The organism is Humitalea sp. 24SJ18S-53 (genome assembly GCF_050632385.1).
Lineage (GTDB): Bacteria > Pseudomonadota > Alphaproteobacteria > Acetobacterales > Acetobacteraceae > Humitalea.
Genome location: NZ_CP192599.1, coordinates 2,876,113 through 2,901,711, shown reverse-complemented (window position 1 = coordinate 2,901,711; position 25,599 = coordinate 2,876,113). Strand labels below are relative to the sequence as shown.

General features: G+C 69.5%; 27 protein-coding genes. 13 read left to right on the top strand and 14 right to left on the bottom strand.

Annotated features, from left to right (window positions below; genetic code table 11):
• Nucleotides 1-58: 58 nt before the first annotated feature.
• The 4 genes from ACQW02_RS13875 to ACQW02_RS13860 are packed head-to-tail and all read right to left on the bottom strand — an operon-like array spanning nt 59 to nt 3,405.
• Nucleotides 59-1,039: a Gfo/Idh/MocA family protein gene (locus ACQW02_RS13875; RefSeq protein ID WP_431285833.1), complete on the bottom strand. Its 981-nt coding sequence runs from the start codon at nt 1,037-1,039 to the stop codon at nt 59-61.
• The gene (locus ACQW02_RS13870) at nt 1,039-2,361 is read right to left on the bottom strand and encodes an MFS transporter (protein WP_431285832.1); all 1,323 of its coding nucleotides are present in this window, start codon (nt 2,359-2,361) and stop codon (nt 1,039-1,041) included. The genes ACQW02_RS13875 and ACQW02_RS13870 overlap by 1 nt, the downstream gene beginning before the upstream one ends.
• Nucleotides 2,336-2,818 (bottom strand): hypothetical protein, encoded by a 483-nt coding sequence (locus ACQW02_RS13865; RefSeq protein WP_431285831.1) that lies wholly within the window; start codon nt 2,816-2,818, stop codon nt 2,336-2,338. The genes ACQW02_RS13870 and ACQW02_RS13865 overlap by 26 nt, the downstream gene beginning before the upstream one ends.
• Nucleotides 2,815-3,405 (bottom strand): hypothetical protein, encoded by a 591-nt coding sequence (locus tag ACQW02_RS13860; protein ID WP_431285830.1) that lies wholly within the window; start codon nt 3,403-3,405, stop codon nt 2,815-2,817. Before ACQW02_RS13860 ends, ACQW02_RS13865 begins: the two co-directional genes overlap by 4 nt.
• 114 nt (nt 3,406-3,519) lie before the next feature.
• On the opposite strand from ACQW02_RS13860, the gene ACQW02_RS13855 reads away from it, so the two are divergent.
• Complete coding sequence (locus ACQW02_RS13855; protein WP_431285829.1) at nt 3,520-4,809, top strand: amidase family protein; 1,290 nt, start codon at nt 3,520-3,522, stop codon at nt 4,807-4,809.
• Nucleotides 4,810-4,920: 111 nt separating this feature from the next.
• On the opposite strand, the gene ACQW02_RS13850 is transcribed toward ACQW02_RS13855, so the two are convergent.
• Genes ACQW02_RS13850 through ACQW02_RS13835 form a run of 4 tightly spaced genes read right to left on the bottom strand, consistent with a single transcriptional unit; the run spans nt 4,921 to nt 7,377 of the window.
• On the bottom strand, nt 4,921-5,298 hold the full coding sequence (locus tag ACQW02_RS13850; protein ID WP_431285828.1) for a DUF3574 domain-containing protein: 378 nt from the start codon (nt 5,296-5,298) through the stop codon (nt 4,921-4,923).
• Nucleotides 5,295-5,639, bottom strand: coding sequence for a DMT family transporter (locus ACQW02_RS13845; RefSeq protein WP_431285827.1), 345 nt, complete (start codon nt 5,637-5,639; stop codon nt 5,295-5,297). Before ACQW02_RS13845 ends, ACQW02_RS13850 begins: the two co-directional genes overlap by 4 nt.
• Nucleotides 5,636-6,625: a glycosyltransferase family 2 protein gene (locus ACQW02_RS13840; RefSeq protein WP_431285826.1), complete on the bottom strand. Its 990-nt coding sequence runs from the start codon at nt 6,623-6,625 to the stop codon at nt 5,636-5,638. The genes ACQW02_RS13845 and ACQW02_RS13840 overlap by 4 nt, the downstream gene beginning before the upstream one ends.
• A complete protein-coding gene (locus ACQW02_RS13835) occupies nt 6,622-7,377 on the bottom strand; it encodes a class I SAM-dependent methyltransferase (protein ID WP_431285825.1) in 756 nt (251 codons plus the stop codon). Before ACQW02_RS13835 ends, ACQW02_RS13840 begins: the two co-directional genes overlap by 4 nt.
• Nucleotides 7,378-7,659: 282 nt before the next feature.
• Here ACQW02_RS13835 and ACQW02_RS13830 point away from each other — a divergent pair, with 282 nt between their 5' ends.
• From ACQW02_RS13830 to ACQW02_RS13810, 5 genes are read left to right on the top strand one after another with little or no spacing between them, the layout of a single operon-like run.
• Nucleotides 7,660-9,273 (top strand): DUF3488 domain-containing protein, encoded by a 1,614-nt coding sequence (locus ACQW02_RS13830; RefSeq protein ID WP_431285824.1) that lies wholly within the window; start codon nt 7,660-7,662, stop codon nt 9,271-9,273.
• Between the two features lie 2 nt (nt 9,274-9,275).
• On the top strand, nt 9,276-10,100 hold the full coding sequence (locus tag ACQW02_RS13825) for an FAS1-like dehydratase domain-containing protein (protein WP_431285823.1): 825 nt from the start codon (nt 9,276-9,278) through the stop codon (nt 10,098-10,100).
• Between the two features lie 10 nt (nt 10,101-10,110).
• On the top strand, nt 10,111-11,040 hold the full coding sequence (locus tag ACQW02_RS13820) for a DMT family transporter (protein WP_431285822.1): 930 nt from the start codon (nt 10,111-10,113) through the stop codon (nt 11,038-11,040).
• The gene (locus ACQW02_RS13815; protein WP_431285821.1) at nt 11,040-11,948 is read left to right on the top strand and encodes a DMT family transporter; all 909 of its coding nucleotides are present in this window, start codon (nt 11,040-11,042) and stop codon (nt 11,946-11,948) included. The genes ACQW02_RS13820 and ACQW02_RS13815 overlap by 1 nt, the downstream gene beginning before the upstream one ends.
• A complete protein-coding gene (locus tag ACQW02_RS13810) occupies nt 11,948-12,829 on the top strand; it encodes an MBL fold metallo-hydrolase (protein ID WP_431285820.1) in 882 nt (293 codons plus the stop codon). The genes ACQW02_RS13815 and ACQW02_RS13810 overlap by 1 nt, the downstream gene beginning before the upstream one ends.
• A 254-nt stretch (nt 12,830-13,083) precedes the next feature.
• Here the strand turns inward: ACQW02_RS13810 and ACQW02_RS13805 are convergent, their stop codons facing one another.
• Genes ACQW02_RS13805 through ACQW02_RS13795 form a run of 3 tightly spaced genes read right to left on the bottom strand, consistent with a single transcriptional unit; the run spans nt 13,084 to nt 15,462 of the window.
• On the bottom strand, nt 13,084-13,749 hold the full coding sequence (locus ACQW02_RS13805) for an NUDIX hydrolase (protein ID WP_431285819.1): 666 nt from the start codon (nt 13,747-13,749) through the stop codon (nt 13,084-13,086).
• A complete protein-coding gene (locus ACQW02_RS13800) occupies nt 13,742-14,554 on the bottom strand; it encodes a nitroreductase family protein (protein ID WP_431285818.1) in 813 nt (270 codons plus the stop codon). The genes ACQW02_RS13805 and ACQW02_RS13800 overlap by 8 nt, the downstream gene beginning before the upstream one ends.
• The gene (locus tag ACQW02_RS13795) at nt 14,551-15,462 is read right to left on the bottom strand and encodes an SDR family NAD(P)-dependent oxidoreductase (protein WP_431285817.1); all 912 of its coding nucleotides are present in this window, start codon (nt 15,460-15,462) and stop codon (nt 14,551-14,553) included. Before ACQW02_RS13795 ends, ACQW02_RS13800 begins: the two co-directional genes overlap by 4 nt.
• A gap of 117 nt (nt 15,463-15,579) precedes the next feature.
• On the opposite strand from ACQW02_RS13795, the gene ACQW02_RS13790 reads away from it, so the two are divergent.
• Genes ACQW02_RS13790 through ACQW02_RS13780 form a run of 3 tightly spaced genes read left to right on the top strand, consistent with a single transcriptional unit; the run spans nt 15,580 to nt 18,070 of the window.
• Nucleotides 15,580-16,344, top strand: coding sequence for an ABC transporter ATP-binding protein (locus ACQW02_RS13790; protein WP_431285816.1), 765 nt, complete (start codon nt 15,580-15,582; stop codon nt 16,342-16,344).
• The gene (locus ACQW02_RS13785; RefSeq protein WP_431285815.1) at nt 16,341-17,099 is read left to right on the top strand and encodes an ABC transporter permease; all 759 of its coding nucleotides are present in this window, start codon (nt 16,341-16,343) and stop codon (nt 17,097-17,099) included. The genes ACQW02_RS13790 and ACQW02_RS13785 overlap by 4 nt, the downstream gene beginning before the upstream one ends.
• A gap of 17 nt (nt 17,100-17,116) precedes the next feature.
• Nucleotides 17,117-18,070, top strand: a complete 954-nt coding sequence (locus tag ACQW02_RS13780) for an ABC transporter substrate-binding protein (RefSeq protein ID WP_431285814.1) — start codon at nt 17,117-17,119, stop codon at nt 18,068-18,070.
• 19 nt (nt 18,071-18,089) lie between these two features.
• Here the strand turns inward: ACQW02_RS13780 and ACQW02_RS13775 are convergent, their stop codons facing one another.
• Entirely contained in the window at nt 18,090-18,947 is an 858-nt protein-coding gene (locus ACQW02_RS13775; protein ID WP_431285813.1) for a ChaN family lipoprotein, read from the bottom strand.
• Nucleotides 18,948-19,082: 135 nt separating this feature from the next.
• Here ACQW02_RS13775 and ACQW02_RS13770 point away from each other — a divergent pair, with 135 nt between their 5' ends.
• The gene (locus tag ACQW02_RS13770) at nt 19,083-19,412 is read left to right on the top strand and encodes an antibiotic biosynthesis monooxygenase family protein (RefSeq protein WP_431285812.1); all 330 of its coding nucleotides are present in this window, start codon (nt 19,083-19,085) and stop codon (nt 19,410-19,412) included.
• A gap of 33 nt (nt 19,413-19,445) precedes the next feature.
• On the opposite strand, the gene ACQW02_RS13765 is transcribed toward ACQW02_RS13770, so the two are convergent.
• On the bottom strand, nt 19,446-20,429 hold the full coding sequence (locus tag ACQW02_RS13765; protein ID WP_431285811.1) for a Bug family tripartite tricarboxylate transporter substrate binding protein: 984 nt from the start codon (nt 20,427-20,429) through the stop codon (nt 19,446-19,448).
• Between the two features lie 26 nt (nt 20,430-20,455).
• Entirely contained in the window at nt 20,456-21,448 is a 993-nt protein-coding gene (locus ACQW02_RS13760; protein ID WP_431285810.1) for an NAD(P)-dependent oxidoreductase, read from the bottom strand.
• Between the two features lie 150 nt (nt 21,449-21,598).
• Between ACQW02_RS13760 and ACQW02_RS13755 the strand changes: the two genes are divergently transcribed.
• The 3 genes from ACQW02_RS13755 to ACQW02_RS13745 all read left to right on the top strand — a co-directional run bounded on the left by ACQW02_RS13755 (nt 21,599) and on the right by ACQW02_RS13745 (nt 25,598).
• Nucleotides 21,599-22,636, top strand: a complete 1,038-nt coding sequence (locus tag ACQW02_RS13755; protein ID WP_431285809.1) for an ABC transporter substrate-binding protein — start codon at nt 21,599-21,601, stop codon at nt 22,634-22,636.
• A gap of 147 nt (nt 22,637-22,783) precedes the next feature.
• A complete protein-coding gene (locus tag ACQW02_RS13750) occupies nt 22,784-23,833 on the top strand; it encodes an ABC transporter substrate-binding protein (RefSeq protein ID WP_431285808.1) in 1,050 nt (349 codons plus the stop codon).
• 7 nt (nt 23,834-23,840) lie between these two features.
• Complete coding sequence (locus tag ACQW02_RS13745) at nt 23,841-25,598, top strand: ABC transporter permease (protein ID WP_431285807.1); 1,758 nt, start codon at nt 23,841-23,843, stop codon at nt 25,596-25,598.
• The last annotated feature ends 1 nt before the right edge of the window (nt 25,599 follow it).

The window sequence follows — 25,599 nt, the reverse complement described above, 5'->3', positions numbered from 1 at the left end:
CTTCTAGAGCATCATCGGCCCCAGCGGAATCGGTCCAGCCAAGAAAGCTTGCCGAAGATCAAACGGCGACCGCATGCGGGCCACCGGCCGCGGCGCTGTGGATCATCGCCTCGAACACCGCCACGCCATGGATCGCGTCCTCGACCGGCAGCGGATAGGCGGGGCCGCCGGCGATGGCGGCGGCGAAGGCGGCCAGTTCCGCCCGCTCCATGTCGATCGGCGGGAAATCCTTCTGCCAGCCCTGGCCGTCGCGCGGGGTGAAGGACAGGCGTTCATGCCCGTTCAGTTCCAGGATGCCGTCGGTGCCGAACAGCGTCACGCGCCAGTGGCGCGGTGCGGCCGCCAGGGTCGCGAAGCTGGCGGTGGCGCCGCTGGCGAAGGTGAACAGCGCCGCCGTGGTGTCATCCAGCCCGTTGGTCAGCGCCCGGGCATGGCTGCGGCAATCGGCCTCGGCGATCGGGCCCATCAGGTGGATCAGCATGTCCACCATATGGATGCCCATGCCGCCCATCCCGCCGAGCGGGCTTTCCGCCCGGTCCGCCCGCCACATGCCGCTGGCATAGGACAGCGCGCCGGGGCCGCTGAAATGACCCTCCGCATGCAGGATGGTGCCGAGGCCGCCTGCGGCCAGCATCGCCTTCATCTCGGCGACCGCCGGCAGGAAGCGGCGATTGTGGCCGAGCGCCATCACCACCCCCGCCTTGCGGCAGGCGGCGACCGCGGCGGCGGCATCGGCGCGGGTCAGGGCAAAGGGCTTTTCGACAAAGACATGCTTGCCGGCGGCGGCGGCGGCGATCACCTGTTCGGCATGCTGCGCATGCGGGGTGGCCAGCACCACGGCCTTGACGCGCGGATCGGCCAGCACGGCGCCCAGGCCGGGCAGCAGGTCGATGCCCTTGTCGGTGGCATAAGCCGCCGCGCGTTCCGGCCTCCCGGTGCAGCCGGCGACGAAGCGCAGCCCCACGTCGTCGCGGCCCTGCACGCTGTCCACCAGCACCTGGCCCCATTTGCCCAGGCCCGCGATCGCCACATCCAACATCACAGGTTCTCCGTTACCTTGTCCCGCGGCACCGGATGCTCCAGCGCCGCCGCGATCTGTCGCCGCCGTAGCAGCCCCCAAGCCAACACCACCAGCGACAGCCCGGCAAAAACCAGCGTCGGCAGCCGCAATCCGAAGGCCTGGCCCGCGGCCCCCAGCGCCAGCGCGCCGACGGCGGGCCCCGCCCGGGTGATCAGGCCCCACAGTGACAGGATCCGGCCGCGCATCGAGGCATCCGAGGCTGATTGCGCCAGCATCTGCACCGATATCCCGTGCACGCTGGCACTGCCCCCCATCACCGCGGCGCAGACCAGGCCCAACGGAAACCAGCCCGTCGCGCAGAAGGCGGCGGTCGCCAGCGCCTGCACCCCGATCGCGCCGATGGCCAGGGTCGTGGTCCCCTCCAACCGCCCCCGCGCCGCGACCAGCAGGCCCGTGACCAGCGCGCCGACACCAAAGGCCGCGGTCAGCATCGCCAGGCTTTCCGCACCGCGGCCAAAGACCTGTTCGACATAGGGCGGCAGGATCTCCTGCACGCCGCGCAACAGGGTCGCAGTCAGCGAGGCATAGAGCAGCAGAGGCCCAAGGCCCGGATGGCGCGCGGCATAGGTGATGCCCTCGGCGACCTCGCTGAACAGGCTGGCGGTCGCGGCATGGCCGCGCCGGGCGGTGGCCGCGATCCGCAGCAGCGGCATGGTCCCGGCCGCGACCGCGAAGGCCACCGCATTGCAGGCGATCGCCGGCACCACGCCATAGGCCGCGATCAGCGGCCCCGCACAGGCCGGCCCCAGGAACCGCGCCAGGTTGAAGCACAGCGAGTTCAGCGCGACCGCCGCCGGCAAATCCGCCGCCGGCGCCAGCCCCGGCATCAACGACTGCCGCGCCGGCTGGGTGAAGGAGGAGATGATCCCCGCCAGTAGTTCGAGCGCGATCAGCAATTCGATGCTCATGACCCCGGCCGCGGTCAGCCCCGCGACCACGCTCGCCTGGATCGCCGTCAGGATCTGGGTCAGGGTCGCCATCCGAACCCGGTCCACCCGGTCCGCCAGCGCCCCCGCGATCGGCGAGATGATGATGGCCGGCGCCAGGTCGGCAAAGGCCACGACCCCGACCCAGAAGGCCGATCCGGTCAGTTCCCAGGCGAGCCACGACACCGCGATGCGCTGCATCCACAGCCCGGTCCAGGCCAGCAGGCTGGCGCTGAAGAACAGCCGTATGTCGCGATGGGCCAGGGCGCGGCCGAGCGGCCCACGGCCGCCTGGCAGTCGCCAGGCAGGCCCGCGCCAGAGAGGCAGCTTACCCGCCCGGCCGCGCCGTGACACCCGGCGGCGGCAAGGCGCGCGTCGTGTTGGGGCGACCGGCGGGCGCGGCACCGGCCGGGGTGGCGGCGGCCGGCGTCGCGCCCACGGGCGCCGTGCCGGGGGAGACCTCGTTGGCCTCGTTGCGGCCGCGCACGCAGGCGGCGGCCATCTGGTCGCGCTGCCAGGTCACGGCCAGGCGGTCGATATCCGTCACCGGCCCGGCATAGGCGCCGGCGCCCAGGCGGGATTCCTGTTCCTCACGCCGGATGAACTCGCCCCGGTCGCGCCGGGCCAGGATGCGATCCGCGTCGGCGCGGCAATCGTCCTGCACCTGGCGGGCCTGCGACAGCGGCGGCGCGCCGGCGGAGCCTGGGGCCGGCAGCGGGGCGCAGGCCGCGCCCAACCCCAGCGCGGCCAGCACGGCGAGGGACCGCAGGCGGCGGGCCAGATCGGGGCCGGGAATGGGGTATGGCGTCATGGACGATAGGCTCCTGAAGAATCGGGCGGGGCCGGGCGGCGGGCCCGGGCCAAGGAAAGAGTGGGCGAAACGGCGGGCGCCGGATCGGCCGGGCGCAGGCCCAGCCGATCCTCGAACAGCATGCGCCAGGCGGCGGCATCGAAGCGCCCTTCCTGGTCCAACGGCTGCCGGGCCGCCGCATCCAGCAGCGACGGGTGGAACACCGTCCCCCCCAGGGACACGTCGAACAGCGGATCGAGGAATCGCACCCGCGCCAGCAGATCCACCAGCGCCAGCAGCCGCACCAGCAACGCCACGCCGGCGGTGGTGTCCAGCCCGGCCAGGCGTTCGACCGCCAGCGCCCAGCAGCGTGCATCCGCATCCGCCAGCAGCAGGTCGCGCCGGACGCCATCCGCGCCCATGAACAGCAGGGCACGGGCAGGCCCCGGGGCCTCGGCGGCGGCGGCCCGGCGCGCGGCGTCCCAGGCGGCGCGCAAGGCGGTGGCCGCGACCGGGGGCAGGGCCTCGGGCGCCAGCGGCAGCGCGTGCAGCAGCGTGCCATCCGCTGCCGCGGCGACGCCGACCGGGGTTTCGGGGCTGTTTTCCATTCTGCCCCAACATGCCAGCGCACGGCCGCCGGGGCGAGGGGGACACGCGCCCAGGCGACATGCAAAGCGTGTCGGGGGCTTGCCGTCCCCAACCGCTGCGGGAAACATCCCCGCATGACACAAACCCGTCTCACCGATCCCTCCGCCCTGACCATCGCCGCGGCCCAGGCCGCCATGGCCGCGGGGCGCCTGACCGCGCGCGGATTGCTGGAGGCGTGCCTGGAGCGCGTCGCCCAGGTTGAACCGGTGGTCCGCGCCCTGACGGCCTTCGACGCGGGCGCCGCCCGCGCCGCCGCCGATGCGGCCGATCGCGCCGGCCGGCCGGGGCTGTTCGGCGGCATCCCCTTCGGCGCCAAGGATGTGCTCGATTCGGCCGATCTGGTCAGTGGCTATGGGTCGCCCATCTGGGCCGGGCACCGGCCGCGCGGCGATGCGGCCGCGATCGCCATGACCCGCGCCGCGGGCGGAATCCTGCTGGGCAAAACGGTCACCACGGAATTCGCGACCCGCCGGCCGGGGCCGACCGCCAACCCCTGGCACAGGGGCCATACCCCGGGCGGGTCGTCATCCGGCAGCGCGGCCGGGGTCGCCGCGGGGTTTTTCCCGGCGGCGTTCGGCACCCAGACTGCCGGCAGCATCCTGCGCCCGGCCGCCTTCAACGGGGTGGCCGGCTACAAGCCCTCCTACGGCACCATCCATCGGGGTGGGATGAAGGTGATGAGCGAAAGCCTCGACACCATCGGCGCGCTGGGCCGCACCCTGGCCGATTGCGCGATGCTGGTGGCCGCCGCCGCCGGCCTGCCGGCACCGCCCGCCGCGCGCGCCAGCGCCCCGCGCATCCTGTTCTGCCCCGGCCCGGCCGAGGCGCTGCTGACCGACGCGACCCGCGCCCTGCTGGCCGCCACCGCATCCCGCCTGTCGGCGGCCGGCGCGCGGGTCGCCGATGCGACCCTGCCGCCCGCCGTGATGGCCGCCGTCACCGCCCATCCTGCGGTCATGAACGGCGAAAGCGCCCAGGCGCTGGCCTGGGAGCGGGCGACATCGCGGGCGCAGATTTCGGACGGGTTGCTGGCCGTGCTCGACCAGGGCGCGGCCCTGGCCCCCGGCGCGCTGGACGCGGCACGGGTGGTTTTTGCCGATGCGCGCGCGACCTACCTGGACTGGCTGGGCGATGCCGACCTGGTGCTGACCGCATCCGCCCCCGGCGAGGCCCCCGAAGGCCTGGGCTGGACCGGCGACCCGGCCTGCAACCTGTTGTGGACGGCGTTGCACGGACCCTGCGCCAGCCTGCCGGCGGGTGTTGGTCCGGCGGGGTTGCCGCTCGGCGTGCAACTCGTCGGGCGGTTCGGCGCGGATGATGCGTTCGTGGCGGCGGCGGGGTGGGTCGAGGCGGCGCTGGGCTAAAGCGTGATGGCCGTAGGCGCGCATGCGCCGCAGGGCTGAATCACGCGACAAAACAACAAGCTAGACCGCGATGCGTGAGCAAATGCGAACGCATCGTGGTCTAGCCACCTGTCAAAAAGCGGCGCAGCCCGGCCGCAACACCCGCAGCACCGATTGCTGCGCTTGGCGGTCGCGCCATGCGGCCTCGACCGGGGCCAGGCGCGCGGCGGCATCGGCCAGGCTGGCGCCCGGCAGGACCAGCACCAGCACGCGGCTGTCCTCCCGCCCGATCGCGCCGCCCTGGCGCCATTGCCCGCCGGCGGCCAGATGGGTCAGCCCGTCAGGAAAGGCGGGGGTGACGGTATCGGCCAGGAACGCCGTCCAGGCCGCCGGGTCGCGGACCCCGAAATAGGCTTCGGCAATCGTCGCGGGCGCGAAGCCCGCCGGGCACAGGGCATCGGTCTGCGCCGCGCAGCCCGCCAGCAACAGCGCCGCCGCCGCCAGCCTCACGCAGAGGCGAGCAGCAGCACGCCGACGCTGATCAAGCCGATCGCCGCCATGCGCTGCGTCCCCAGGATCTCGCCAAAGGCGAAATGCCCGATGATCGCGACCAGCACATAGGATGCGGCGGTGCAGGGCAGGGCCACGCTCATCGGGATCTTGCGCAGCGCGATGATGTAGAGGAAGGCCGAGGCGCCATAGCAGCCGAGCCCGACGATGGTCTGCCAGCGCAGCATCTGCGCGATCAGCCCAGGCTCGGCGGCAGCCCCCGTCGCGCCCGCCTTCAACAGCACCTGCCCGCCGAGCGAGATCGTGATCGCCCCCGCCAGCGCCAACCAGAAGGGCATCATCGGGGCGGCTCCACCATCGCCGCATCCGCGACGACCACATCCCGCACCACGCCCTGCGGCTTGCCATTCGCCGCGAGGTAGGCCCGGCCCACGTATTCGCCCAGCACCCCCAGGATCAGGAACTGCGCCCCCGCCACCAGCAAGGTCACGGTCATGGTCGATGCCCAGCCGGAGGGGGTTTCGCCCATGAAGGCCTCGATGATGACGAAACCCGCCGCGAGCAAGCCCAGGAACCCCATGCCGACGCCGGCAAAGGCGGCGAAGCGCAAGGGCACGACCGAGAAGGAGGTGGCGAGGTTCATCCACAGCCGGATCAGCCGGACCATGGTGTAGTTGCTCCGCCCCTCGAACCGCGCCAGGTGCTTCACCTCGATGCTGGCGATGCGCTGCGTCACCTGCATGATCAGCCCGTCGATATAGGGATAGGGGCCGGTGTAGCGGGCGACTTCCCGCACGACCAAGGCGCTCATGCAGCGGAAGGACGACAGGTAGAGCCCGCGCGGCTTGTCGATCAGCCGGTCGGCGACCGCATTGGCGAAGCGGGAGCCGAGGTTGCGCCAGCCGTCATGCATCTTTTCGGCATAGCGCGTGTAGACCACATCCCAATTGCCCAGGCGGGCGTGGTCGTAGAGGCGGATGACCTCCTCCGGCGGGTTCTGCAGGTCGTCGTCCATGGTGATGACATAGGCGCCGCGGGCATGGCGCAGGCCGGACATGACCGCGTTGTGTTCACCGAAATTGCGGGCGTGCTCGATGTAGGTCAGCGGCACGGTGGCCGATGCCGCCAGCGCGCGGCACACATCGCCCGAATTGTCCGGGCTGCCGTCGTTGACCAGCACGATCTCGATCCCGCCTTCGGGCTTCAGCGCCGACAGCGCCGCGACCAGCGTGCCGACGGTCGCGGCCCCGCGATAGACCGGCACCACGATCGACAGCCCGATGGAGGGCGGGGGCGACAGGGGGGGCGTGGGGCGGATGTGGCTCATGGCGCGCGTGTTCCGGGTGGGCGTGTGGCGATGGCCATGACCGAGCCACCGGCGGGGTAGCGCAGGCCCATGCGGGCCAGCGCGCGTTCGATACGGGTGACGCCATGCAGCGTGGCATCGAGCCAGGCCGGAAATTCCCCGACGTCGGAGGAATCGCCCGGCTTATGATGCAGCACCTTGCGTTGCAGGATCATCAACGGCAGCAGCAGGCTGTTCCAATACACGGCCCGGATATCGACGAAGCCGGCGGCCGCCAGCCGCGCCCGCGCATCGGTCACGGTGGTGCGGAAGCCGGTATGGACCTGGTGGTCATGCGCCGAACGCAACCATTCATAGGACGGCAGGTTCAGGATCAGCGTGCCACCCGGGGCCAGGACGCGGTGCAGCTCGGCCAGGGCGCGGACCGGGTCCACCGCGCGATGGCAGACCACATCGACCGCGACCGCGGCGCCGAAGGCGCCGTCGCCATAGGGCATGGCGTTGATATCGCCGGTGGCGACCTTGGCGCCGGATTTCTGGGCGGCGCGGGCGGCGGCGGCGGGGTTGAACTCGATCCCGGCCAGGCGGCGGCCGGGAAATCGCTCGCGGATGCGCGTCAGAAAGCCGCCAGTGCCGCAGCCGGCATCCAGCCATGGCAGCCCGTCGGGGCCGGGGCGATCGCCCAGGGCATCCAGCAGCCGGGCATGGACCGCCCGGTACCACCACATGCGGTCCTCGACCGCGTCCATCAGGGCGTATTCGGTGGTTTCCATCGTGGGGAGCGGTTTGGCAGGCAGGCATGGCGGCCGCAAGGCGCGACCAAGGCGGCGGCAAGGCGGCCCGGGCTTTGTTGTGTCCCCCGCGGCCCTGGCTTTGTTGTGTCTCCCGCGGAGCGGGCTTTGTTGACCCGGCCATGCAGGCGGCACGGTTGCGCCCGTCAACCGCCGGGGCCAAGACTGCGGCCACGCCAGCCCGGCCGGATGCCGCCCCCCACCCCATGCCCCCCACCCCTTGATAGTCCACCCAACCAGCGGCCCGCCCGCCCTTCGCGCCGCATGACGCCGCCGGATCATGCCGCGGATCGCATAACGCCGTCGCTGCGGCCCGCCCGGGCTGGTGTCGCGGCGCCGGCCGCCCGGCTGGCCGCCGTCCTGGCGCTCTTGCCGGCGCTGTTCTGGGGCCTGATCGTCCTGTTCCCGCCGCTGAACCACGATGTCGCGGCCATCCTGAATTTTTCCGAACGCTGGCTGGCCGGTGAGGCGCTGTATCGCGACCTGATCGACGTCAACCCGCCGTTGATCTTCGTGCTGACCCTGCTGCCCGCCGCGATGGGGCGCTGGCTACCGCTGGACGGGCCGCAATCGCTGCTGCTCTGCATGCTGGTGCTCTGCGGCGTGGTCTGGCGCATGACCGCGCTGCTGCGCCGGGGCCGCGCGGAAGGCCCGGTCGAGGCCGCGGTGCTCTCCGCCGCCATTCCCCTGGTGCTGTTCGTCGTCGGCTATGATTTCGCCCAGCGCGAGCACCTGATGGGCGTGGTCGCCATTCCCTATGCCATCCTGGCCGCCCGCCGGGCCGATGGGTTGCCGACCGGGACGGGCCTAGCCATCGGCACGGCCCTGCTGGCCGCGGTCGGCTTCGCGCTGAAGCCGCATTTCCTGGCGGTGCCCGGGCTGATCGAATTGCTGGTGCTGGGGCACCGCGCGGCGCGGATGGGCGCCTGGGCCGGGCTGCGCGCATCGCTGCGCGATGCGGTGCCATGGACCATGGCGTCCGTCTGGCTGGCCTACCTGGTGGCCATCCCGGTGCTGTTCCCCGACTACTTCGGCTACGTGCTGCCGCTGGTCTGGGTCTATTACCTGGACCTCGGCGTCTTCGGCGCCTTCGATGTGTTGCTGTCCAACCGCCTCGGCACCGCCTTCCTGGGCTTGGCGGTGCTGCTGCCCTTCGCGGCCCGCCGTCGGGCGGGGGCCTTGGCGCAGGTGCTGACCGCGGCCGCCGTGGGCGCCTTCATCTCGGCCTGGGTGCAGCACAAGGGCTGGAGCTACCACGCCGCCCCCATCCTGATGCTGGCACCGCTCGCCGCCATGCTGCTGGCCGCGCGCTGGGCCGACCGCAACCTGGCCCCCACCCGAAGCGCCGCCACCGCCTGGCCCTTCGCCGCCTCCCTGGCGGCCATGCTGGCGCTGACCGCCGCCTATGCCGGTGAGGCACCGTGGCGCGAAATCCTGTTCCGCAGCAGCAAGGCCGGCATCCTGACCGCGAAACTGCGCCAGGATGCGCTGCGCGAGCGGTTGCTGGTCCTCTCGCCCGACATTTACCCGGTCTATCCGGCGCTGAACTACGCCCGGGCGCAATCGACCCTGCGCACCATGAACCTGTGGCTGTTGCAGGGCGTCTATCGCGAATGCCAGCCCAATAGCACGCGTTACCGCGAGACCTGGGAAATGAGCCGCGCCGAATTCTTCGTCTACCGCACGGTCGCCGAGGATTTCGCCGCCGCCCCGCCATCGGTCGTGCTGGTGGCGATCAACCCCGGCATCCCCTGGTGCAACGGCGAGTTCGATTTCCTCGACTACTTCCGCCGCCATCCCTTGTTCGACGAAGCCTTCTCGCCCTACCGCCAGACCGGCGAGGTCGAGGGCTACCGCATCTATACCCGCGAGGACTGATCATGACCCACGCCGACTTCATCGGCCGGACCGAAACCCGGCAGGACGTGCTGGACGCGCGCCTGGTCGAGGGCCTGGCCGCCACCCTGGGCGTTGCCGCCCCAACCCTGGACGTGCCGCCGCTGTGGCACTGGATGCTGTTCCAGGACTGGAAGCGCCCCGATGGCCTCGGCCCCGATGGCCATCCCCGGCGCGGCGGCTTCCTGCCGCCGGTGCATGACCTGCCGCGCCGCATGTGGGCGGGGGGCGAGGTCACCTTCTTCGACGCCTTCCGCACCGGCGATGCGGTGGAGCGCGTGTCCACCATCGCCAATGTGGTGGAAAAATCCGGCGGCAGCGGCCGCCTGGTCTTCGTCACGGTGCAGCACGAGATCAGCGGCCCCCGTGGCAAGCTCGTCTCCGAACGCCAGGACATCGTCTATCGCGGTGCCGAGGGGGCCGCGATCAAGCCCGCCCCGGCCGCGCCCGCCTGGCCCGATGCCATCGCGGCCCCGGCCGCGACCGATCCGGTGACGCTGTTCCGCTACTCCGCGCTGACCGGCAACGGCCATCGCATCCACTACGACTTTCCCTATGTCACGCAGGTCGAGGGCTATCCCGGCCTGGTGGTCCATGGCCCGTTGCAGGCGACCTGGCTGGCCGCGCATGCGCTGCACATCGCCGGGGCCGGCGCGCGGCTGGCCCGCTTCGCCTATCGCGGCAAGCGCCCCTCGATCGGGGAGACGCCGCTGACGCTTCTGGGCGCCCGCGATGGCGACACCATCCGGCTGGAGACCCGCGACGCGGGCGGCTGCACCTGCCAGGCGGCCGAGGCCTACCTCGCGTGAGAGCCCGATCATGAGCGACGGCCTGCTTCCGCGCGCCAAAATTCCACGGCCGGCCTTCGTGCCGGTCGCCGATGACCGGATCCGCGGGATCGGGCTGATCGTCGCGGGGTTCGCCCTGGTCGCCTGCGCCGATGCCGCCGTGAAATGGTCCCTGCCGGAGGTCGGCGTCGCCGCCGCGATGATCTGGCGCGGCGCGATCGGGGCCATAGCCGTGGCCGTTGTCGCCGGCTTCCGCAACATCGTGCCGCGCAACGGGCGCCTGATCACCGCGCGCAGCCTGCTGCACACGGCGGTGACCTTGGCCTTCTACGGTGCCTGGGCCGCGGGCCTGCCGCTGGCCGATTCCTATGCCGTGGTCGCCGTCGCGCCGCTGCTGATGACCCTGATGGCCGTGCCCATGCTGGGCGAGACTTTTGGTTGGCGACGTACTCTCTCCACCCTCGTTGGTTTCTGCGGCGTGCTGGTGATGCTGCGCCCGGGCGGCGACCTGTGGCGGTGGGAGGCGGGGATGCTGGCCGCCGGCGTCGCGGCCCTGGCGCTGACCCGAATCTGGACCCGGCAACTGGCCCGCACCGATGCGCCCGAGACCATCGCCTTCTGGCTGATGGCCGCCCACGTCCCTGTCGGCTTCCTGCTGTTGCCGGTGTTTCCCGCGCCGTCGCTGCTGCCATCCTGGCCGGTGGTCGCGGCGCTGGTCTTCCTCGGTATCGGCAACGGGCTGGCGCATACCCTTTTTGCGCGCGCCTTCTCGCTAGCCCCTGTCGGCATCCTGGCCCCTTATGAATACACCACGCTGGTCTGGGGCGGGATTTTGGGGTTCCTGATCTGGCATGAGGTCCCGGCCTGGGCGACCCTGGCGGGGGCGGCGGTCGTCATCGCCGCGGGGCTGTACAATTTGCATCGCGAACAGGTGCGCGCGCGCCAAAAACGGGCCGCCTGATGCCGAACGGAACCCTGCGCCACGACCCCAAGCGTGGCGCCATCCTGATGGTCATCGCCTGCGTGATGTTCGTGATGATGAGCGCGATCGTGAAGGACCTGGCCGAACGCCTGCCCTTCATGGAGGTCATGTTCTTCCGCTGCGCCCTGGCCATCCCGCTGGTGCTCGTCTTCTCCGTCCGCACGGGTGTGGTGTCGCTGCGGACGCGGCGCCTGGGCGCGCATGTGGCGCGGGCCTGCACCGGCATGATCGCGATGAGCTGCGCCTTCTTCTCGCTGACCGTGCTGCCCTTGGCGGAACAATCGGCGCTGACCCAGACCACGCCGATCTTCGCGACCATCCTGGCCATTCCGCTGCTGGGCGAACGCCCGGGTGTGGCGCGCTGGACGGCGGTCGGGCTTGGCTTTGTGGGCATCATGGCGATCGCCATGGGGCAGGGGGCCTTCTGGGGTGGCGGCACGCGTGATCTCATCGTCACCCTGGGTTTTGCGGCCGCACTGGTGCACGGCATCTTCTCGGCCCTGACCACGCTGCTGGTGCGCAGCCTGTCCGGGACCGAGAGCAGTTCGACCATCGTGCTGTGGCAGAGCCTGTTGATGAGCAGCATGATCGGCCTGACCCTGCCCTTCATCTGGGTCACGCCATCCTGGCCCGATGTGCTGTTGCTGCTGGGCTGCGGCCTGTTCGGCGGCATCGCCCAGGTGATGCTGACCGAGGCCTGGGCCAGCAGCGAGGTCTCCGCCGTCGCCCCCTTCGCCTATTCCTCGCTGCTCTGGGCGGCGCTGTTCGGCTGGGTGTTCTGGGGCGAGTTGCCCGGGCTCTGGACCTGGGTCGGTTCGGGGCTGATCGTGGCCGCTGGCCTGGGCATGCTTCGTGCAGAACTGCGCCGCAAGAGGACGAAAGCCTGATGCAACCCCTTCATCATCTGCGCGACGACACCTGGCCGCATGGCCAGGCGCAGCCCATCGCCCCCGGCATCCAGCGGGTGATCTGCGCCAATGCCTCGCCCTTCACCCATCGCGGCACGAATTCCTGGATTTTGGGGCGCGGCCGGGTGGCCATCGTCGATCCAGGCCCGGCTGATCCCGATCACCTGGCAGCCCTGCTCAAGGCCGTCGCAGGGCAGACCGTGACCCACATCATCATCACCCACACCCACCGCGACCATTCGCCGGGCGCGGCGGCGCTGAAGGCCGCGACGGGCGCGATCACCGCCGGCTTCGGCCCGCACCTGACCCCCAAGACAGACGAGATGGGGGAGGGCGGCGATCATGCCTTCACCCCCGACATCACCCTGGCCGATGGCGCGACCCTGGCCGAGGGCGATTGGTCCGTCACCGCCGTGCATACCCCCGGCCATTGCGCCAACCACATCTGCCTGGCCCTGCCCGATGGCGTCCTGATCTCCGGCGACCACGTGATGGCTTGGAGCACCACTGTCGTCAGCCCGCCCGATGGCGACATGGCCGACTACATGACCAGCCTGGAAAAGCTGCTGGCCCGCGAGGACCGGCTGTACCTGCCGGGCCATGGCCCGGTGCTGCCCGACCCGATGCCCTATGTCACCGGGCTGCTGGGCCACCGGCGCGAACGCGAATCCCTGGTCCTGTCCGCCCTGGCCGCGGCGGGCGGCATCACGCCGATCGAGGCGCTGCTGCCCGCGGTCTATGGCGACATCGACCAGAAACTGGTGCGCGGCGCGTTGCGCAGCCTGCTGGCGCATCTGCAAAAACTGAAGGCCGAGAACATCGTGGGCGAGTTGGACCAGATCGGCTGGTTCGTGCGGTAGTGGATTGGGGCGGTTGCGCCAGTGGAAGGGGCTTCGCCCCCTCCACACCACCCCCACCAGGGGCCGCCGCCCCTGGACCGGCGGAGTATTGGTAAAATAAAGAGAGGGGCATCTCAGGGGTGCCTTTGATCAATGGCGCGCGATGCCCCTCTCTTTATTTTACCAACAGCGTGGGTTCCAAGGGGCCACGGCCCCTTGGTGGGGAGAGTTTGAGAGGGGCAAAGCCCCTCTCAAAGCGCAACTTCCCCGTATCTTCACCGCTCCGCCCTGCGGCTGTCCCGTCCTTGGAACCAGACCAGGATGCGCGTCTGGCGTTCGGCTTCGTCCATCGCCATCACCGCGGCGAATTCCTCCAGCACCTTGGCGGTGATCGGGGCGAGTTTCAGCCGGTGGGCGTCCTCGACATCGAAGAAGCCGAGGTTCTCCAACTCGCCCGAGCCTTGCAAGGTGCCGGTCGCAAGCTCGGCCGGCGCCATCAGGAAGCGCGCATTGAACCGCACCGGCGACATCGGCGGTGTGACGGCGCGGCACAGGTAGTCCAGCCCGGACAGATCGGGCAGCGCCGCGCCCTGGCCGATGCGCAGGGCGGTTTCCTCCTCCAACTCGCGCACCGCGGCGACGGCCAGTGCATGGGCCGCGCGTGGTGTCGCGCGACGCTCCAGGCAGGCGCGGGTGAAATCGGGCAAGGGAGCCTCGACCTTGGCGCTGCGGTCGGCGGGGTCGACACGACCGCCCGGGAACACCAGCCGCCCGGGCATGAAGCGCAGGGTCGCGGCGCGATGACCCATCAGGACCTCGAAGCCCTTCTGGGTCCGGCGCCACAGGATCAGCGTCGCGGCATCGACGGGCTTCACGGCCGCCTTCGGCTTGGCCTCGCCGGCGGCGGTGAAGTCGGTCGGGCGCATCGGTTCGTCAGCCAAGGTTGATCCCCCGGCTGGCCAGCCAGGCGCGCAGATTGGCCCGTTCGGGGACAGAGAGTTGCCGCGCGGCATTCTCGCTCCAGGTGCAGCCCTCGGGGGCCGGGCCGTGCACGTCCGGATAGCGCGGCTTGGCCCGCCCGCGCAGCGCGTCATACCCGGCCAAGGCCTCCGGCAGCCCTGAATCGTCATAGGTCTCGCGGTGCACGACAACGGACGGCGGCAGGCGTGGCGACACCTCGTTGCGCGCGGCCGGCCAGCCGAGCGTCAGCCCCGCGACGGGAAACACGCCCTCCGGCAACCCCGCCAGCCCGGCGACCAAATCCAGATGGTTCCGCACGTAGGAAATCGGGCACGTGCCCAGCCCCGCGGCATCCGCCGCCATCACGCAGAACCCCATGGCCAGGGCCGCATCGGCGCTGGCATTGAGGAAGGTGTCGATGCTGTCATTGGCATGCACCCGGCCATGCAGGTCGCAGGCCCGCCGCCCGCGCCGCATTTCGCCGCAGAACAGCAGCAGGATCGGTGCATCCTTGATCCAGGGCATCGTGCCGATCGCATCCGCGATGGCGGCGATTTTCCCGGGCTGTTGCAGCACGATGATCGCGTATTGCTGCAGGTCGGATTTGGCCGGCGCCGATTGCGCCCCCGCCAGGACCGTCGCCAGCAAAGGCTCCGGCACCGCGTCGGGGCGATAGCGCCGCGTCACCCGCCGGTCGAGCAAAGCCTCCAGCCCCGCCGGGATCGTCTCCGGCGGGGTGAAGGGGGCCGTGCCGTAGCGCGCCGCGACCAGTTCGGCGGCTGTCACACCGGATCCCAGGAAAACACGTCGCCCGAGCGGTCCAACGCCTGGAACCCCGACCGCATGGCGGGCAGGGCGATCTCGGCGACCGATTCCGGCGTCCAGCCGCCATCCTTGTGGACGGAGCGGATCGGGCGCGGCTGACTGAACAGGAACAGTTCATTGTGCCGCGCCGCAAAGATCTGGCCGGTCACGTCCTTGGCCGCGTCCGAGGCCAGGAACACCGCCAGCGGCGCGTTCTTGTCCGGCGTCATCTGCTGCAAGCGGGCCACGCGGGCTTTTTGCTCCGGCGTCTCGGCCGGGATCGAACTGGTCATCCGGCTCCAGGCGAAGGGCGCGATGCAGTTCGACCGCACGCCAAAGCGCTGCATGTCCAGCGCGATCGACTTGCTCAGCGCCGCGACGCCCAGCTTGGCCGCCGAATAATTCGCCTGCCCGAAATTGCCGATCAGGCCGGAGGTGCTGGTCATGTGGACGTAAGCGCCCGAGCCCTGCTTGCGATAATGCTCGGCAGCGGCCCGGCTGACGAAGAAGGCGCCGTTGAGGTGCACATTCACGACCGCCAGCCATTCATCCGGCGACATCTTGTGAAAAATCTGGTCGCGCAGGATGCCGGCGTTGTTCACCACCACATCGATCCGCCCGAAGGAGTCGATGGCGGTCTGCACGATCGCCTGGGCGGCCGGCCATTCCGCGACGCTATGCGTATCGGCGACAGCCTCTCCACCGCGCTGCTGGATCATCGCGACCGTCTGCTGGCCGGGGGTGGAGGATGTCGCACCCTCACCGGTCAGGGACGCGCCGATGTCATTGACCACGACCTTGGCCCCGGCCAGCGCCATGGCCAGCGCGATTTCGCGGCCAATGCCGCCCCCGGCCCCGGTGACGATGGCAACCTTGCCTGCGAGCATCATGGCGTTCCCCTTTTTCCCAATCCTGCCTGTTCTAACGGCATCCCGGGGCGCCCGTGAAGACGATGGCCGCCGTCCCCCCCGTTGCCGGGCCGGGGAGGGGCGGCCAAGGTGCGCGCCATGACGCTCGTGACCCTGGAACATGTTGGCAAGACCTATAGCGGCCGCGGCGGTGCCTGGCAGGCGGTGGCGGATTTCTCCCTGGCGCTGGAGGAGGGTGAGTTTTTCTGCCTCCTCGGCACCTCCGGCTGCGGCAAGACCACCGTCCTGAACATGCTGGCGGGGTTCGAACCGCCGACCGCCGGCCGCATCATGGTGGATGGCAAGCCCGTGACGAAGCCGGGCGCCGAGCGCGGCGTCGTCTTCCAGGGCCACGACAGCCTGTATGACTGGCTGACGGCGGAGGGAAACATCGGCTTCGGGCCGCGCCTGGCGGGCAAGCCACGCGCCGAACGCCGCGCGATAGTCCAAAAATACCTGACCATGGTCGGCCTGGGCGGGCAGGGGGGAAAGCATCCCTCCGAACTCTCCGGCGGCATGAAGCAGCGAATCCAGATCGCCCGCGCACTGGCCAACGATCCCCGCATGCTGCTGATGGACGAACCCTTCGGCGCCCTGGACGCGATGACCCGCGCGATCCTGCAAGGCGAATTGTCGCGCATCTGGTCGGAAACGAAGAAGACCGTGCTGTTCATCACCCATGACATCGAGGAAGCCTGTGCCCTGGCCACCCGCGTCGGCGTCATGACCCGCGGCCCCGGCGGCACGTTGAAGGCGGTGGTGCCGGTCGACCTGCCATTCCCGCGCGACCGCACATCGGACGGATTCATGAACGTGTTCCGCCAGGTGCATGCGCTGATCCATGCTGAAATCCACCCAGCATGAGCCGCTCCGCGACCCTCGCCGGCTACCTCGGCGGCTTCCTGCTGCTCTTCATCGTCTGGCACATCGCCGCGACGACGATCGTGCATTCCGCGCTATTCCCGCCCCCCTGGCCGGTGCTGGAACGTTTTGTCGTGCTGATCGAGGACAATATCCTCCAGGAACAGATCTGGGCCTCGCTGCGCCGCATCGGCCAGGGGTTTCTCATTGGGTCGGCGCTCGGCATCCCCATCGGGTTGGCGATCGGGTCTTTCCGCCCGGTGCGGGCGCTGCTGGAGCCCTGGACGGAATTCTTCCGCTTCATCCCCGCCGTCGCGATGATCACCGTCTCCGTCATCTGGTTCGGCATCGGTGAGGAATCCAAAATCTTCCTCATCGCCTACAGCACCATCTTCGTCGTGATCATCGCGACCGCGGCCGGCGTCGGTGCGGTCGCGAAGGACAAGACACGTGCCGCCCTCTGCCTCGGCGCCAATCGCTGGCAGGTGTTTGCGCTGGTCGCCTTGCCCGCGACCATTCCCTACATCCTGACCGGAATGCGGCTGGCGATGGCCAATGCCTTCGTCACCATCGTCGCGGCCGAACTCATCGCGTCCAACGATGGGCTCGGAAAAATGCTGTGGGATGCGCGGCTGTTCATGCAGGTCGAGGATATTTTCGTCACCCTCCTCTGCCTCGGCATGCTCGGCTTCTGCGCCGACCGTCTGTTCCGCCTGGCGATCCGGATGTTCGCCGGCCGCTTCAACCCAACGATCTGAAAAGAAGGACAAGACCCATGATCGACCGCCGCCATGCCTTGATGCTGCCCGCGCTCCTGGCCGCCCCCGCCGTGCTCGCCCAGGCGCCCACGAAGATGACCATCGCGACGGGCGTCGATCCGTCCTTCGCGCCCTATTACGTCGCCAAGGAGGGCGGCTTCTTCGAACGCAACGGGCTGGATGTCACGGTCAACACCGGCCCCTCCGGTTCGGCCATGGTGGCCTTCCTGGTCGGCAACCAGATCAACTCCGCCTATGGCGCCGAACAGGCCGGCGTCTCGGCCCATCTGGTCGATGCCAACGTCGTCGCGGTCGCCGAGGGCACCGCCCTGCTGCGCTGGATCAGCGTGCTGGCCCGCAATGTCCCCGACATGGACGGGCTGAAGGGCAAGCGCGTCGGCGTCGCCCGCGGCACGGGGTCCGAAACCTTCTGGCTGTCCGTCGTCGCCAAGCTGAACCTGAACCCGGCCGACTACACCATCGTGAATGTCGAGGCGCCGGAGATGGTCGCCGCCCTGGAACGCGGCAACATCGACGCCTTCGCGGTCTGGGAGCCCTGGCCGACCCGCGCCATGCGCGCCATCCCGAACACGCGGATCCTGGTCAGCAATGAGTCGATCCAGATCGTCCGCAACTTCATCTACATGAACAAGGGCTGGGCGCAGGGCAATGCGGAGACCACCGCCCGCTTCCTGCGCGCCTTGATCCAGGCGCAGGAATTCATCGCGTCGAACCCCGAACAGGCGGCCCAGCAGGTGTCGCGCTTCCTGCGGCTGGATCGCGCGCTGGTCGCCGAATTGATGACCAAGGTCGCCTACAAGATGGACCTGACGGCCGATAGCGTCGCCAATATCCAACTCGCGATCGACCAGCTGCGGGGCATGAACCGCCTAGCCCGCCCGGTCACGCCGGCCGAGGTGATCTGGGCCGATCCGCTGCGCGCCGTGGCACCGGGCCGCGTGACCATCTGAACGACGCGGAAGCCGCCGTTCAGGCGGCTTCCGGCTTGGCCGGCCGTTGCCGGGGCGCGGGCGGCTCCGGACGGTCGAGGCGAAACAGCGCATCGCCGATGCCGCGGGTCTGCGCGAGGTCATGCCCGGCCTCCTCCGTCGGCAGCAGCACCGCGACCTCGGTGATGCCGAGGTCACGCAACTGGTGCGGCGTGCCGTGGCCGTATTCCAGGTGGCCGCGGCCGGCGATGCCGATGACCAGCGGCGGCGCCTGGCCGGCCGCCTCCGCCGTGCGGATCGCGGTCGCGATGTGGCAGGCGAAGGCGCGGTCCCACACCTGCTGGGCGCGCAGGAAGCGATCCGGCACCTCCGCCTCGCTCCGCCCCGTCAGGCGGGCGACATAGGCGCGATGTCCCGGCGTGGGGGCGGCGGAGGGCGTCAGCCCCTCCCGCTCCGCTTCCGGCACCGCATCCCAGCCGTCGCGGCCGATGCGCGTGACCAGCGGGCGGTCGCAGTTCATGGCCAGCATCGGCACCGCCTGCTGCCGGCAGAAGTGAAACAACGGCAGGTAGATCTCGGGCGGGAAGCCCCAGGTTTTTTCCCATTCCACCGCCTCCACGAAGGCCTGCGTCCCCAGGTCGCCCGCGACCCAGGCGTCGAGCACGGGTTGCACGCGGCGCGGGAACATCTCGAAGCCCATCTGCATATCGGGCCGCAGCAGGTGCAGGCAGGTCGCGACATGCAATTGCCAGCGATGGATTTCGGCCACGTCATGGGTCTCGCCCAGCAGGACGGCGCTGCGGGTGGCCATCCGACGCATCAACGCGCCCTGGTCGATCAGCGTGCCATTGTCGGGATCGAACCAGCGGGCGCGTGGGTGCGGCGTGGACTGGGTCATGCGCTGGGTCCGATGCGATGGCGTTCGGTGGGTTTGGTATTGCTATTGAGACTGATTCGCAATACCTGGCGGTTGTTCACCGGCCCCGCGCCCGTTCCGCCGCGACGGGACGATCCCCTCTCGAAAGGATCCACCATGTTCGTCGCCGCCAACCGCTTTCGCGTGATCCCCGACCACGCGGCCGCCTTCGAACACACCTGGCTGACCCGGGAAAGCCGCCTGCATGAGGTGGAGGGCTTCGTGACCTTCCACCTGCTGAAAGGCCCGGCCACGGAGGAACATGTGCTCTATTCCTCCTTCACCCTCTGGGCCTCGCGCGCGGCGTTCGAGAACTGGACGCGCTCCGACCAGTTCCGTCGCGCCCATGCCGGCGCGGGCGGCACCAAGCCCGTCACCCTGGGCCCGCCGCAGTTCGAGGGGTTTGACGTGCTGCAGACCATCTCGGCGCCCAACAACCAGCCGTGACGGGCCGCGCGACGTCCGAGGTCGCGACACCGGCTATTCCGGCCGGATTTGCGCCGTGCGGATGACCCGGCCCCATTTTTCCGTCTCGGCCGCCAGCAGGCGCTGAAGCTCCGCGGCGCCGCCCGGCGTGACCTGCACGCCCTGCTCGCTGAGCCTGGCCGGCAGCTCGGCCCCGCGGGTCACCCGCAGCAATGCCGCCTCCAACCGCTCCAGCACCGCCGGCGGCGTGCCGGCGGGCGCGAAAAGCCCCTGCCAGAAGGTGACGTCGAAGCCGGGAAGGGTCTCGGCCAGCGGCGGCACATCGGGAAACAGCGGAAAAGTGGTCAGCGAGGTCACCGCGAGCGGGCGGATCACGCCTTCGCGCATCAGGGGCCCGACCTCGGTCCCGCCACTGAACAGGCCCTGCACCCGGCCGCTGCGCAGATCCAGCAGCGACGCCGCCGCACCACGATAGGGCACGTGCACCACATCGACCTGGCCCAGGCTGCGGAACAGTTCCAGCGCCAGGTGGTTCGTCGTGCCGATGCCGCTGCTGCCGAAGTTCAGCGCCCCGGGCCGCGCGCGCGCCAGGGCGATCAGCCCGGCGACGTCACGCACCGGAAGCTCCGTATGCACCACCAGCACATAGGCGCTTTTGTAGGTCGTCCCGATCGGCGCCAACTCGCGCTGCGGATCGCGCGGTGTGAGATTCGGCTGTAGGGCGGGGTTGATCGCCAGGCTCGGCGATCCGACCAGCAGCGTATAGCCATCGGGCCGCGCCTGCGCGACCGCGGTCGCGGCGATGCTGGTGCCGCCGCCCGTCCGGTTCTCGACGATGACGGTCTGGCCGAGTTCGCGCCCGAGAAGATCCGCCACGGCCCGCGCCGTCAGATCCGTGCTGCCGCCGGGCGGGAAGGGGTTGACCAGGCTGATCGCGCGGGTGGGCCAATTGGCCTGCGCCAGCGCGGGGCTGGCCAGGCTGGCCAGGACCCCCGATGCCAGCATGGCCCGGCGTGTCGCCGATGGCGCGTCGTTCATGGCGATCCCCCGTTTCGTGTCGCTGCTCAATAGCCCCGCGCCGGATCGACCCGGTTCGGCAGGGCGCGCCCATCCCGCAAGGCGCGCAGATTGGCGAAAAGGATGTCGAGCGTCAGGTCGTTATGCGTCGCGATGTCTTCCGCCGACATGTGCGGTGTCACGAACATGCCCGATGTGCGCCACAGCCGATGCTCCGGCGGCAACGGTTCCGGCAGCGGCACATCGGTGATGCAGCCATGCAGGTGCCCGGAGTCGAGCAGGTCGCAGGCGGCATCCTGGTCCCATACTGCGCCGCGGGCGATGTTCAGCACCTTGGCGCCGCGCGGCAGCAACGACAGCCGGCGCCGGTCCACCAGCCCCCGCGTCGCCGCGGTCAAGGGGCAGGCGATGACCAGGAATTCGCTCTGCGCCAGCGCCGTGTCGAGGTCGGCCGTGGCGAAGACCGCATCGCAATCCGCATGCGGCGCCGGCGTGGTGCGCACGCCCAGCACACGCATCCCACGCGCCTTGGCATGCCCCGCCGCGGCACCGCCGAGAGATCCCAGCCCGATGACGCAGACCGTGCGCCCGGCCAGCAGCGCACCAAAGCGCTTCACCCACCGCCCTTGTTGATGTGCATGGGCAAAAACCGGCACATGGTTCGCCAGCATCAACAGGCCCATCAACGCGAATTCGCCGGCCTTGGCCGCGTGCGTCCCGCTGTTGTTCAGCAGATCCACCCCCGCCGGCAGCCAGTCGTAGGGCGCCAGCCGATCGAGCCCGGCCGAGGCGCAGAAGATCGCCCTGAGCCGGGGCGCCGCCGCCGCCAGCGCGCCGGGGGCGAAGCGCTGGTGGATGACTTTTGGTCGCGTGACCAGGACCTCCGCCACACGCAGCGCCGGTGCGAGGTCGGCCGAATCCTCGGAGAAGGAGGCATCGAGGCCAACAAGATCGGGATGCCGCGCACAGGCGGCCGCCCATTGTCCCGGCGTGATGATGAAATCGTGGTCGCCCGGCGGGTTCTGCAGATGGATGCGCATGCGACAGACTTCATCGTCACCACCCATGTCGTCAACACGCAGGACGACAATCGATCTCGGTTGAGTTTCAGTCACGCGACACTGCACACAAGTCGTTTGATCTTACGGAAACCGCTCGTGACGCTGCCTCAACAAGCGGAGGAAACAACAATGCCAGCATCCATTGGGCGCCGCGTGGCGCTTTCGGCCGGGTTTGGCGCGTCGCTCGGCGCGGGGCGCGCTTTCGCGGCCGATGCCCAGCGTGTCGAGGCGGCGCGGCGCGAAGGCCAGGTGGTCTGGTACACCTCGCTGGTCGTCGCGCAGATCGTCCGCCCGGTCGCCCAGGCCTTCGAACGGCTCTACGGCATCCGCGTCACCTTCCTCGCCGCCCCATGGCAGGAAACGACGCTGCGGCTGTTGAACGAGGGCCGGTCCGCCACGCCCCGCGCCGATATCTGGGACGGCGCGCCGACCTTCTATCCGCTGCGGGAGGCTGGGCTGACCGGCAGCTACCAGCCCGAACCCATCGGCGCCTATCCGCGCGACATCACCGACCCGGCGGGACAGTGGTATCCGCAGATCCTGATGTTCACCTGCCCGGCCATCAACACCGACCTGGTGCGCGGCGATGCCGTGCCGCGCAGCTACGCCGACCTGCTGCATCCGCGCTGGCAGGGGCGCATGGCATGGAGCGATTCGCCCTCCGCCGGCGGTCCCCCCGGCATGATCGGCGCGATCCTGACGCGGATGGGGGAGGCGGAGGGGATGGCGTTCCTGCGCGGCCTCGCCCGGCAGCGCATCGCCAATGTGCCGGTCAACCAGCGCGTGGTGCTGAACCAGTGCATATCGGGCCAGTACCCGCTGGTGCTGTCGATCTACAATTACCACGCCTCGATCAGCATGGCGCAGGGCGCGCCGGTCGCCTGGCTGAAGCTTGATCCCACAGTCTTCACCTTCGGCACCATCGGCCTGATGAAGGCGGCGCCGAACCCGAACGCGGCGCGGCTGTTCCTGGATTTCGTGCTGTCGGAAGCCGGCCAGCGGCTGCATGCGGACGCCGGCTACATCCCCGCCCATCCGGCGGTCGCCGCCACGAACCCGGGTTTGAAGCCCGACGCGGGCCATTTCGACACCACCCTGGTCTCGCCCGATCAATTCGCGGCCAACGAAGGCAAATGGATCGGCATCTGGCGCGAGCTGTTCCATTAAATCGTGTTTTGAGTGAGTTTTCCTCACACGAAAAGCCAAAGATTTGCTTTGACCATGCCGCCGCATCGTCGCAAAAATCAAAGCAACAACGCCGCGATCCACCACACTGCAATCGTGGGTCGTCAATGAGAAAAAAACCGAGGAAACATGATGAATTCACATCTGACCCGCCGTGCCATCGGCGGGATCGCGCTGGGCGCGGCGCTCTCCGGCGGCCGGGCCATGGCCGCGGAGACCGAAGCCGAACTGGTGGAAGGCGCGCGTCGCGAAGGCCAACTGGTCTGGTACACAACCCTTGTCGTCGGCCAGATCGTGCGGCCCCTGGCCCAGCGGTTCGAACAGAAATATCCCGGCGTGAAGGTCAACTTCGTGCCGGCCCCATGGCAGGAAACCGCCCTGCGCATCACCAACGAAGGCCGCGCCGGTCAACCGCGCGGCGACATGTTCGATGGCGGCGCCACCTTCTACCCGCTGCACGCGGCCGGCCTGGTCGCGCCCTATGTCGTGCGCTCCGCGGCAAGCTATCCGGCCGCGTTCAAGGAACCGTCCGGCCTGTGGACGGCGAATATCATCCAGCCTTCGACCCCGGCGGTGAACACCGACATGGTGCGCCCCGCCGATATTCCGCGCAGCTACGAAGACCTGCTGCATCCGCGCTGGCGCGGCCGCATGGCCTGGCCGGATTCGCCCAGCGTCGGTGGTCCGCCGGGGCTGATCGGCGATGTGTTGATGACGATGGGCCCGGAACGCGGGATGCAATACTTGGAACGCCTGGCCCAGCAGCGAATCGCCAATGTGCCGAGCAACCAGCGCGTGGTGCTGGACCAGTGCATTTCCGGCCAATACCCGCTGGTGCTGTCGATCTACAATTACCACGCGGCGATCAGCGCCGCGCAGGGCGCGCCGGTGCAGTGGCTGAAGCTGGAATCCACCGTCGTCAGCTTCGGCGCGATGGCGCTGGTGAAGAACGCACCGCATCCGAATGCGACCAAGCTCTTCCTCGAATTCAACATGTCGCAGGAAGGCCAGGCGATCTACGCCAATGCCGGCTACGTGCCGGCCAATCCCGCGGTGCCGTCCAAGATCGCCGGACTTCGGCCGGAGGACGGCAATTTCCGTGGCAATGTGATTTCCGCGGGCGACTTCATCGGACATGAGGCGGAGTGGACCGGCATATACCGGCGGCTGTTCCAGTAGCGCCCGCGTGTCGACCTCCATCATCGACCTGCCCGTCCAGCCAGCCGTGGCGGGCCGCGGCATGGCATCGGCGCTGCGCTGGCTTCGGCGCGGCGCGCTCGGCCTGGTGATCGCCACGATCATCGGCATCCTGGTGCTGCCGCCGGTCTGGACGCTGGTGCATACCAGCCTTGCCGCGTCACAGGCCGACCTGTCGCGCGGCGGCTTCACGCTCGATCACTTCCGCGCATTGCTGGAGGGTCGGCGGCTGGGCACGGCCGCGTGGAATTCCGTCGTCTTCTCGCTCTGCGCGACCTTCGTCTCGCTGTTGTTCGGCGGTGTGCTGGCCTGGCTGGTAGAACGCACGGATGTGCCGTTCAAGGGCCTGGCCTATGTCACCACCATCATCTCGCTCGGCACGCCCTATATCCTCTACGTGACGGCCTGGTTGTTCCTGCTGGGTCGCGCGGGTCCGTTCAACGACCTCTACCGGCAATGGATCGACGCGGACGCGACGGCCTTCAACGTCAACAGCCTCGGCGGCATGGTGATGATCGAGGGCTTCCTGTGGTCGCCCCTCGTCTTCCTGCTGCTCTCCGCCACCTTCCGCGCGGCGAATGCGGAGATGGAGGAAGCCGCCCGCATGTCCGGCGCATCGATCTTCCAGACGGTGTGGCGCGTGTCCATCCGCCTCGCCTGGCCCGCGATCCTGGCGCTCGCGCTCTTCGTCTTCATCCGCAACCTCGAGGCCTTCGAAGTGCCCGCGCTCGTCGGCATGCCAGGCCACGTCGATGTGCTGACCACCGAGATCTATCGCAGCATCAAGGAAATGCCGCCGCGGCTTGGCTATGCCAGCGCCTTCTCGGTGGTGATGCTGGTGATCGTCGCCGTGCTGCTGTTCTTCTACGGCCGTATCTCGAAGCAGGCGGAACGCTACGCCAGCATCACCGGCAAGGGCTATCGCCCGCGCCCCTTCCGCCTCGGCCGGTTGCGCTGGGCTGCGAGCCTGGTGATCCTGTTCAACTTCCTGATCGTGCTGGTGCTGCCCTTGGCCGCGCTGCTGTGGGTCGCCTTGCAGCCCTTCATGCGGCCGATGCGCTGGGCTTCGGTCAAGTTCATGACGACGCGGCATTTCGACGCGGTGCTCTCCTCGCCGGAATATCTTCAGCTTGGGCTGAACACGGTGATCGTCGCGGTGGCGACGGCGACCTTGGCCATGCTGCTGACAATCTTCGCCGGATGGATCGCGGCACGTCGCCAGATCGGCGGTGGGATCATCGACCAATTGGTGACGGTGCCGCTGGTCTTTCCCGGGCTGGTGCTGGGCGTCGCGCTGCTGGAATTGTCGCTCAGCCTACCTTTCCCCCTCTATGGCACCTTGGGGCTGATCATCCTCGCCTTCCTGATCCGCTACATGCCCTATGGCATGCGCTACACCTATTCGGGCGTCTTGCAGATCCATCCCGAGTTGGAACAGGCGGCCGGTGTCGCCGGCGCCGGCACGGGGCGTGTGCTGCGCAGCGTCGTCGTGCCCCTGCTATGGCCCGCCGTTGCCTCCGGCTGGCTCTTCATCTTCCTGATCTGCGCGAAGGAAATGTCTTTGCCGCTGCTGCTCGCCGGGCCGGGATCGCAGACGATCTCGGTTGCGATGTTCGACCTGTGGTCGAACGGGCAGGGGGGTGAGGTCGCCGCCCTCGGCCTGCTCTGGGCCGGGTTGATGAGCCTTTTCGCAAGCGCCTTCTACCTGATCGCGCGCCGGCAATCCGCAAAGACCTTCGGACAATGAC